Raw genomic sequence first — 9,896 nt, 5'->3', positions numbered from 1 at the left:
TTCGGAATCTGGGCTCATAACCTCAGAAGAGCAGCCCAAATGGCCAAATAAGCAACGATTAACGGATACAGTTACACAGTAGCCCCCTGAGATTCACCACAATGAGATGCTTCTGCCAAAAAACGATTTTTTCAGGAGTAACTAGCTAATGCCGGGTGGGTTTTCTTAATTTTCCGTCCTGTTCATGACTAACATTTTATCCCAGCAAGCGATGTTCGGCTATTCCGAAATTTTGTCGAATTCCATGATTTGACAAGAGGCTCATCCACGTAATAATATATTTTTACGTGAATCATTTGTTTTGTGTAGGGGGTGATTCTTTGGGACGCGAACTGTTGGAAACGTACGTGGTGGAATTGCCCGAGCAAGCGATGGCGTTGTTGAATCCGCTGCGCGCGGAAATTCTGAACCGCTTGGCAGAGCCGGCCTCCGCCGCGGAACTGGCCCGCGGGATGAATGAAATTCCGCAAAGGGTGAACTACCATCTGAAGGCGTTGGAAAAGGTGGGGCTGGTTCATCGGGTGGGCACCCGCCAGGTCCGTAATCTGGTGGAAGTGCTCTATCAGGCCATCGCCCGCACGTACGTCTTGTCGGAAGCGCTGAACTGGCCGCAGGAAACCATCCATCGCATGAAGGATCAAGGATCGCTGTCACATCTCGTCACCGCGTCGGAGCGGATCAAACGGGATGCTCTTTTGCTGTTGGAGCGATCGGACGAAAAGACGGAGATCCCCAGCGCTACGCTGGAAACCGAGGTTCGCCTGAAGAACCGGGAGCAGCGGAGCGCGTTCGTGCAAGAGTACGTACAGCTGGTCAATCAGCTGGTACAGAAATATCAGGCTGGCGATGACGGCGAAGAAACCTATCAGGCGGTTCTGACCGTCTATCCGAAACCGCTCAAAGGAGGAGAGCAAGCATGAAGCCGCAAGAAACCAAACGCTCCGTCGTTGTCTGGGAAACCCGGCCGCGCCGCGATGGCAATGTCATTCCGCTGCCCGCCAAGAGCAGGGGAGAGGGTTGGACTGAACAGGAGGAGACGGTAACAGAGTGGACCGTGGGAACGGAAGAACAGTCGGCCAAGGTGACGATGGTCTCTTCCGGATTCGGAGACGTGAAGCCGGCATCGCCGAAACCCGTCAGCATGCGTCTGGCTGCGTAACAGTCTGACGGGAAAACAAAAAAAGGAGGCGTCACAATGAACATGGTGCCAATTGTAGTGGAGTCCACCAGCCGCGGGGAGCGCTCGTACGATATTTACTCCCGCCTGTTGAAAGACCGGATCATTTTTCTCGGCAGCGCCATTGACGATCAGGTGGCCAACGCGGTGGTCGCTCAGATGCTGTTTCTGGCGGCGGAAGACCCTGAAAAGGACATTCACCTGTACATCAACTCGCCCGGGGGGCACATACATGCCGGGCTGGCCATATACGACACGATGCAGTTCATCAAGCCGGACGTCTCCACCATTTGCATCGGCATGGCGGCGTCAATGGGCTCCCTGCTGCTGCTGGCCGGAGCCAAGGGAAAACGATACGCCCTGCCCAATGCGGAAGTCATGATTCACCAGCCTTGGGGCGGCAGCAAGGGACAGGCGAGCGACATTCAGATTCAGGCGGAACACATCTTGAAGCAGAAGCGGCTTTTGTACCGTATCATGTCGGAGCGAACCGGTCAGCCCTTGGAAAAAATCGAACGGGACGCCGATCGCGACTTTTTCATGACGGCAGAGCAAGCAAAGGAGTACGGCGTTATCGATAAAGTGATCGAGAGGGTGTAACGTCGAAATGAACATGTGCCCGGGCGCTTTTGGTCCGGGTTTTCGTTCTCCTTTTTCGATAAAAATAAGTTGACAAGAGAGCGAATTGTAATACAATATTTGGAACCAACCCATGGAATTGATCATAGGAGCGCCCAATCGGATGAAAATCTCACTCGCTGTATTGAAACGGTATGATATCGCAATCTGGATTCGCGCATGGGGAACCGCCCTTACCTCCCTCACCGGATTCATGCTGCGTCCCTTTCTCGTCCTGTATCTGTACGACAAGCTGGGCGGCTCCATTTTGCTGCCGATGGTCGTAGTAGGATTGCAACCGCTGACCGGCATGCTGATGAGTTTGTGGGGCGGGGGCCTCTCAGACCGGTACGGGCGCAAGCCGTTGATGCTGACGGCGCTATGCGTGCAAACAGTGTCGATGTCCGGATTCGTTTTTGCCGATTCCGTATGGGAGTTTGCCTGTCTGACGGTGCTGAACGGACTGGGAATGTCCCTGTTTTTCCCCGCCGCCAATGCACAAGTGACGGACGTGGTGCCGGAAGAGAAGCGGGCGGAGGTGTTTGCCCTGCTGCATACTGCGCTCAATGTCGGCGCCGCCGCGGGCCCGCTCCTGGGGCTGCTCCTCTTTACGAAGAGCCCGGCGCTCGTCTTCAGCATCGCGGCTTTGGCATCTCTTACCTATGCGCTGATTCTGTGGTGGAAGGTGCCGGAAACCCTGCCGCCGCGGACGGCAAACAACAGAGCGAAGGGACAGCGGCCCAAGCTGAGTCTGCGTGAGCATCGGGCGATTTTCTGGATGACGTTATTGGCTGTTCCCATCAGCTTGCTGTACGCACAGGTGGAATCGGTGTTTCCGCTCCATTTGAAGAATCAGTTCCACCATTATCAGACCGTGTTCGCCTGGTTGATGACCATCAACGGAACCACCGTCATTTTGCTGCAGATGTGGATTGCCAAGCGCACGGAGCGACTCGCCTCATCCCGGGTGATTCTGGTCTCCTATCTGATTTTGAGCGTCGTGGCTTTTGGCTACGGCTTCGCTCCGATGTTTGCCCTCTTGGTCATGGTGGAAATTCTGTTTACCATCGGCGAGATGCTCGTCGGTCCGCACATGCAAAAAGCCGTCTCCGTAATTGCTCCTCCCCAGATGCGCGGCCGCTATTTCTCCATTTATGGACTGAACTGGCAGATATCAAAGGCAATCGGCCCGTTTTTGGGCGGCCTGCTCTTTACCCAGGCGGGCGGCGGCGTAACGTTCGGGGTCCTGGCCATCCTGCTCTTGATCGCCGGTGTCTGTCAGTTCCGTCTGATTCATCGGATGGAACGGAGGGAGGACCAGGTTGAACAGCTGGCCGAGACGGCGGGTTAAGTGACGAACTCTGTACAAAAAAAAGTCCCACACAGCCCATTACGGCTGAATGGGGCTTTCCTATTTCAAATCCCACAGCGAGAGCCTGCGGTACACCAGGAAAATCAACAGATTTGCCACGGCCGCAGCGAGGAAAACGTACGCAGTTCCGAGGAGCTCTGACACCCAGCCGGAGCCGAAGATGGTAAACACCATGCCCAGCTTGAAGATGGAACCGGTGATTCCGCTGATCCGCCCGATCAGATGGGCGGGTGTGGTCTCCTGTCGGAATGTCCAGATGCAGATGCTTTCAATCGTGCCGATCATGCCGGAGAGGAACAGCGACAGGCACATCACCCAGACGTTGTCGGCAAAATACATGATGAGATAGGCCGCGGCCAGCAAAAATATGGTTGTGCCCAGCAGGCGGCCGGTGGGGAAGTGCTTGCGGCAGTAGCTGACCAAGGAGCTGCCAACGAGGCCGCCCATTCCTGCGGCCGAGAGTACCAGCCCGAGCTGGGAGTTATCCAGATGCAGATGGTCCTTTGCGAAAAAGATCACCATCGCATCAAACATGCCGGAAGTAGAGTTGAGAAAGATGACGAGGAGGGTGATCAGCCAAAGCGGACGGTTGGCAAACAGCTCTCTCCATCCGGCGATGAACTCCTGCCAGAACGAACCCTGCTGCACGGTCGGCCCCAAATCATCCTTTTCCAGAAAGGAAATGCTGCAGAGAGCCATCAAATAGGCGCAGGCAGTGAAGAGCAGCCCGTCATGCAGGCTGGAAAACAGCAGGATGAAGCCGGAGATGGCTGGTCCCATAATCTCGACCAGCGTATGCACAAACGAAAACTTGGCGTTGGCCGATGTCAACAACGGTTTGGGAATGACGTGCTTCACAATGCTGACCCGGGCATTGCCGAAGCCGTAGTTGAACATCATCAGCAAAAAGCCGGCGATGTAAAAGTGATACAGGTTGGCCGCGCCGTATTCGATCATGAGGAACAATACCAGAAGCAGGAGAGCCTGCCCGACCACCATCAGCTGCGTCCATTTTTTCTTGTTGAAGCGGTCGACCAGCACACCGATAAACATAGCCAGCAGCAGATTGGGCAGGAATTCAATGCTGCGCATGGTCGCCATGTAGACCGAAGATTTTGTCATTTCATAAATGATCAGCGGCAGGGCCAGTTCGTACACCTTGCTTCCGAAGGCCAGGAGTGCGGTCGAGAAGAAGATGACCACAAAGCTGCGATTTCGCCATACCGAGTGCGAGACGCCGGCTTCTGCGCTTTGATAAGAGGGGTGGGCTTGAGATGGCATGGAACGTTCCTCCTTTTGTTGCTTCACATTCATTTTATCTGGAAAAAGAGGAAGAAAAAGTGTAAGGTTTGGCATAAGAGATTTCCCCTTTTCGGATTGGAAGGAGGGCAAACCGTGCAGCTCGCCCATCATTACCTGCGCGTGCGGAATCACTTTCATGGCATGGCGGACGGCGTCCGTATCGAAACCTCCCTGCAGGAGCTGGCAGAAGTCTTCTGCTGTACCGGCCGCAACGTCAAAATCATAGTGAAGCAGCTGGCAGATGCCAAATGGATCGAGTGGCTCCCGGGACGTGGACGGGGGCATTACTCCCATCTGGTGTTTCTTGCGCAGACAGAAGAAGTTGCTTTCCAGCTTGCGCAGCAACATGTCAAACGCGGTTACTGGAACGATGCGCTGGCCGTGCTGAACGAATTTTCGACTCTCCCCATTCAGCGAGAGCGATTCCTCGCTTGGCTGTCCCAACAGTTCGGCTTTCGCGTGGAAGAGACGGAAAAAAGGTCGCTTGACACTCTTCGCATGCCGTTCTACCGCCCCATCCCTGCGATTGACCCAGCATTCGTCACCAGAAGAACGGAAGCGCACATGGTCAAGCAGGTGTTCGATACGCTGATTCGCTATGACGCGAGGGAGAAACGCTTTTTGCCCCATGTGGCCCATTACTGGGAGACCAACGCCGACAGGACGGAGTGGACATTTTATCTCCGCAAGGGGGTATTGTTTCACCACGGCCGGGAGTTGAACGCCCATGACGTAAAGCTCACTTTTGAGCGTATGCGTCAGCCGGCTACCGGTTCCCCTTATCGTTGGATGTTTGCCCACGTGGAAGAAATCAGCGTCCCCAGGCAAAGCGTGCTGAAAATCAGGCTGCAGCGACCCAATTCGCTTTTTTTGCACTTTCTCAGCTCGGAACGAGCTTCGATCATTCCCCATGAGGTTGTACAGGAGCGGGGGGAGCGTTTTGCCCGGGAGCCCGTCGGGACTGGTCCGTTTCGCCTCGTCCGCAATGATGACACCGTTTTCCTGCTGGAGGCGTTTCCCCATTACTTTCAAGGCAGAGCACACCTGGATCGCATCGAAATCTGGATCGTGCCGGACATTCGGGTGCACGGTATCATCAATCAGTTGGATGCGGAGCACCTTCACTTCCATCCCTTCCGCAAGCTGACGGAATCGACTTCTTTGTGGAAGGAGCTTGACAAGGTAGAAACAGGGTACAAGTACATTGCCTTTAACTTGAATCGGCCGGGTCCGCAGCAGCAGTCGAACTTCCGGAAAGCGCTTGATTTGCTGCTCGACAGGGAGCGGATGATCGCCGAACTGGGAGCCAACCGCTTGTTTCCGGCATCCGGTTTTTTTCCAGGCAAGGCGCATTTGGCGGTTCGGGCACGTCCGGAGGAGGCGCGACGCCTGTTGCGTGAGAGCGGCTACCGGGGAGAGGTGCTTACCTTCTACACTTATGAGGGATCAAGCAACGAAACGGACGCGGAGTGGGTTCAGCGGCAATGCCGCGAAGCGGGAATCGAGCTGGAACTGCATGTGCTGCCGATTGAACAAGTAAAGCATCAAGCGGCAGAGGCAGACCTGCTGCTTTCCGGAGAGGTGTTTGACGAGGATTTGGAGTTCGGTCTGACCGAGACATTTCAGCAGGAGACCAGCTTCTACCGGGCGCACTGGAGTCCACAGCTGCGCGAGGCGGTCGACCGCCAAATTGCCCGCGTCCTGCAGGAGGAGAGCTGTGAACAGCGCATGCGGCTGCTCGAGGGTATCGAAGAGCTGTTGAAAAAGGAGTGCGCCGTCCTGTTCCTTTATCACTCCCGGCAAAGCACGGCATACCATTCGGCGTTGGAAGGAGTCTCCCTGAACGCGTTGGGCTGGGTCGATTACAAGGAAATATGGTTCAAATAGAAAAGGAGGCGGTTTTTATTTGTGGAGCGCCTTTGCCAGCCTTCCAGCGTAGAGACGTGGACACGGGGATACTAGGGGGCGTTAGTCTCACTTCATTGTGAAACCCAGATGTTGAGCCCCCGCCCCGTGGATCGTCTCGGAGCGGACAGATAAGCCCTATAGTGGGCTGGCAACGAAGCGAAGCAAAGAAACGCCTCCGTTTTCCATATAACGGAAGCGTTTTGCAGTGCTCTCCAGTGGGGAGAAGCATGTTTCCATACTCCGCAGCGGTCCCCGGGGAAACGCAAAACGACGCGCAGCTACGAAGTAATCTCATAGATTTCGTTTCTTCTTCCCGGGTCTTCGCTGCTGCGCTGAGCTGGGCTGCGCTAGTCGCTGCGCTTGGAAACCTGCTTCTCCGCGTTTCAACTTGTTTCTTAAAAAGCTGAGGGCACTGCAAAGAGTACCCCTCTACTATTATTTTAGCGCGTTTTTCAAAATAAGAAAAAGACTGGTAAAGCCCCCCTGTTCTCGCTAGGATGATAGAGTGTTGAAAAGAAGAGGAGGCGATATCGTGAAATGGTTTCGTTTTGATGCTTCGGTAAGTCGTACCATCGACAAGTTTGATTCGGTACATGCGTCCATCTCCAAAGTGCTGCGGATCACGCAGGCAGAGCATCTCCATATTGGATGCATTCACCTGGGGCCAAACGGCATTCTGGGTCATCATCCGGCACCTGTTCCCCAGCTGTTTCTGGTAGTACAGGGGGAGGGATGGGTGCGCGGGGAAGGGGAGGAACGCGTCCGCATTGAAGCGGGGCAGGCCGTCTTCTGGGAAACGGGAGAAGGACATGAATCCGGGACGGAAAGCGGCATGACCGCCATTGTAATTGAAGGAGACCAGCTCGACCCGTCCCAATATATGCCTGCTCTGTAAAATGGGGGAGATTCATAGCGAACGTCATGGAGATGTACACTGGAATACACTGGAAGTCCCGTGAGCTCATTACAGTAGCTCCTGATACGCACATATTGAAAGCTACCGTAAAATTGGGACTATGTTTAAATGGTACAGCTGACGATCGACAGGTTGTGGCTGAAGCATGGGAAACAGCATTGAAAGGAAGTGGGTTGGCCCCCATTGACGTTCATACACCCTTATGGTTATGGAGTCGCGCAGGTTTTCCACCACTTTCGGTATCGTAAGCCTTGCAAGCTTAGCTTTTCTGTTTTTTTCGGGCGTAAAACTCTGCCGCCTTGTGCCGGTTTCCGCAGGTATCCATGCTGCACCATCTGCGTTTGCCTGCCTTCGATGTGTCGGCGAAATGGAGGATGCAATCGACGTGCTCGCACTCCCGAATTCGCTCCAGAGGAAGGGTCTTGAGGGTGCGGACGGCAGACAGTCCGATCTGGTAGAGAATGTGATCCAACGGGTCCAGAGCCCGGTACCGTTCCATCAGCTTCCCGCTTTCCCACTGCAAGTCGATTCGGAGCGGGATGCGTTCAAGCCGCTTTTCCAACGGCTCGACGGCAGCGGGAGTGACTTCGTTATTCCGCTTGCTCTCTACAAGGAGGGAACGGCAGATATCACGAAGACCGGCCAGTTCGGCGGCAAGCCTTTGCCGGTGCGGTTCAAGCCGGGACCATTCGTCCGGTTGGATCAGCTCATTTTGAAACAGCCATTCGCGAACGGCAGCTTCCTTCCGCAACAGATCCACTTCGTGCTGCTGGGAGCGGTAGACCGTATTGAGAAGGTTCAGCCAGGCCGGGCCTCCTACAGTCATGACAGATAGGTTCATATTGTTCACCTCATCAGAATAAACCCCTTCCCGCTGCGGAAAGGGGTAATGGTCTGTTGGTTACGGCGTTATGCCCAGTTCCTGGAACAACTGCATGTTGTTCATCATGAACTGCTGGGCTGCCATTCCCAATTCTTGCTGAAGCGTGAGCATGTCAGCATCGGAAAGCGTAGCGAGGTTCACCGAATTGTCGGCGGTCAGCACTGGCAGGGAGATGGCCTTGCCAAACTCGTCTTTTCCGTGCAGCTGCAGGCTGATGCTTTTCGGCATATCGGGGGTGGCCTGATCGAAGTTCAGCTTGATCCGGGACTGGGTTTCACGCCCTTTGTCGCTCTTGGTTAACGAGGTGTTGATGCTGCCGGAGAGGCCCATCTGTTCACCGGTGGCACTGTCATTGCCTTTTACCGTAAACTCGAGGGTACCTGTTTCTTTGCTGTTCTCTTCCTTGGAATGGGAGTTCACCTTGATATCCAATTCCGCATCGGATTCTTCCTTGGTCTTGAGTGCAATCGCAAGCGTTCCATTTTTTTCGGAACCGTTCTTTTTGCCTTTATACGTAACCTTCAGTTCGTCTTGATCAGGAATTTCTCCAAACGACAGGCGGTAATAGGACTCGCTGCCGTTGGTCCATTTGACGGTATGCAGATATCCGGGCTCTTCTTTGCCTTGTTCGTCCGTGCTTACCATTTTGCGGGAGATGATCTGGTCGTCACCGTTGATCAACAGGACCATTTTCATGCCGTCTTTGCCGCGCTCGCTCGATTTCAGGCCGGCTAGTATATCGTCAAATGCTTTTCGATACTCGGACTGGAACACGTCTTTGGACATGATTTCGGTGTCCGGATAACCGCTGTCCACCATCAGCTTCGCCAGGTTTTGGTAGCGAGTGTAAATCAGGTCCAGCAGCTTGTCGTCCACTTTGGCTTTTTCCGCTATGCGGGTGACCAGGGCGTTCAGTTCTTCGGAAGTAAAGGTAACCGTCAGCTCCCGTGCCGTTGTCTGATAGCCCTCTTCAGAGAAGGCGACGTCTTTTTTCAGCGTGACCTGCGCGTCTTTCACGCTGTCGGCGTACAACAGGGCGTAGTCTTTCAGGACGGCTGCCAGCTCTTCTTTGGATGCCTGCAACGCGCTGTACACGTCGTTATAGGTGACAAGCCGCTTGGGAAGACCCTCCATGCCGTATTTCGACGCGAGCACGTCGCGGTCCTTCCAATCAACATATCCGTATTTTTTGTAGAGGTCCAAAACGCCGAAGCCGACCCGGTTCTGATCCATGAACATCTCCATGCCGAGAAGCTTTTTGTCTTTCAGGTGAAGGCCAATCAGATTGTACTGAATCTGTTTTTGCTGGTCGATGTCGCTTTGCACCACCAGTTTTGCGCTGTTCAACAGCTCCAGCAGCTGTTGTGCCTGGGGAGAAACGGTCGCGTCCACTTTTACGTTGGAAATTTCCAGGGTGGAGTGAACCGGTTGTTCCAGATACGGAGTCATCTGCTTTTCGTATTCGGCCACCAGCTCGGAGACGTCGGCCGACAGATCGGCCATGCCTTGGGCTTCGGCCTCCAGATAAATCATCTTCGGGCTTTTGAACAAATCCAGTTGGGCGTACGCTGTGCCCAGCCCGCCTAACACCGCGATTCCGGCCGCGGCGACAGTCAGAATCGTCTTTCGAAAGCTTTTTCGCGGCGGAGTCTGGTTCACGGTTACAGTGGTTTCCATGCGCTTCCTCCTTGGTCTCTTCTCTTTTGGACTGACTGGCTGC

Annotated in this window: 9 protein-coding genes; 6 read left to right on the top strand and 3 right to left on the bottom strand. The window is 54.4% G+C overall.

Annotated features, from left to right (window positions below; translation table 11 throughout):
* Positions 1-320 precede the first annotated feature (320 nt).
* The 4 genes from ACE99V_RS10720 (at position 321) to ACE99V_RS10705 (ending at position 3,146) form a co-directional block, all read left to right on the top strand.
* Positions 321-920: a helix-turn-helix domain-containing protein gene (locus ACE99V_RS10720; protein ID WP_400491074.1), complete on the top strand. Its 600-nt coding sequence runs from the start codon at positions 321-323 to the stop codon at positions 918-920.
* The gene (locus tag ACE99V_RS10715; RefSeq protein WP_400491073.1) at positions 917-1,159 is read left to right on the top strand and encodes a hypothetical protein; all 243 of its coding nucleotides are present in this window, start codon (positions 917-919) and stop codon (positions 1,157-1,159) included. Before ACE99V_RS10720 ends, ACE99V_RS10715 begins: the two co-directional genes overlap by 4 nt.
* A 36-nt stretch (positions 1,160-1,195) precedes the next feature.
* Positions 1,196-1,777, top strand: a complete 582-nt coding sequence (clpP, locus tag ACE99V_RS10710) for an ATP-dependent Clp endopeptidase proteolytic subunit ClpP (RefSeq protein WP_400491072.1) — start codon at positions 1,196-1,198, stop codon at positions 1,775-1,777.
* Between the two features lie 142 nt (positions 1,778-1,919).
* Entirely contained in the window at positions 1,920-3,146 is a 1,227-nt protein-coding gene (locus ACE99V_RS10705; RefSeq protein WP_400491071.1) for an MDR family MFS transporter, read from the top strand.
* A gap of 60 nt (positions 3,147-3,206) precedes the next feature.
* On the opposite strand, the gene ACE99V_RS10700 is transcribed toward ACE99V_RS10705, so the two are convergent.
* Positions 3,207-4,448 (bottom strand): MFS transporter, encoded by a 1,242-nt coding sequence (locus tag ACE99V_RS10700; protein ID WP_400491070.1) that lies wholly within the window; start codon positions 4,446-4,448, stop codon positions 3,207-3,209.
* Between the two features lie 114 nt (positions 4,449-4,562).
* On the opposite strand from ACE99V_RS10700, the gene ACE99V_RS10695 reads away from it, so the two are divergent.
* Both ACE99V_RS10695 and ACE99V_RS10690 read left to right on the top strand, forming a co-directional pair.
* Positions 4,563-6,356, top strand: a complete 1,794-nt coding sequence (locus ACE99V_RS10695; RefSeq protein ID WP_400491069.1) for an SgrR family transcriptional regulator — start codon at positions 4,563-4,565, stop codon at positions 6,354-6,356.
* 553 nt (positions 6,357-6,909) lie between these two features.
* Complete coding sequence (locus tag ACE99V_RS10690; protein ID WP_400491068.1) at positions 6,910-7,272, top strand: cupin domain-containing protein; 363 nt, start codon at positions 6,910-6,912, stop codon at positions 7,270-7,272.
* Between the two features lie 280 nt (positions 7,273-7,552).
* On the opposite strand, the gene ACE99V_RS10685 is transcribed toward ACE99V_RS10690, so the two are convergent.
* Together ACE99V_RS10685 and ACE99V_RS10680 are read right to left on the bottom strand one after the other, a co-directional pair.
* Entirely contained in the window at positions 7,553-8,134 is a 582-nt protein-coding gene (locus ACE99V_RS10685) for a CGNR zinc finger domain-containing protein (protein ID WP_400491067.1), read from the bottom strand.
* 60 nt (positions 8,135-8,194) lie between these two features.
* Positions 8,195-9,853, bottom strand: a complete 1,659-nt coding sequence (locus ACE99V_RS10680; RefSeq protein WP_400491066.1) for a hypothetical protein — start codon at positions 9,851-9,853, stop codon at positions 8,195-8,197.
* Between the last annotated feature and the right edge of the window lie 43 nt (positions 9,854-9,896).

The sequence above is a fragment of the Brevibacillus soli genome (genome assembly GCF_044759095.2).
Classification (GTDB): domain Bacteria; phylum Bacillota; class Bacilli; order Brevibacillales; family Brevibacillaceae; genus JBIYSM02.
The sequence above is the reverse complement of the archived record's forward strand: the minus strand, read 5'-3'. Positions and strand labels throughout refer to the sequence as shown.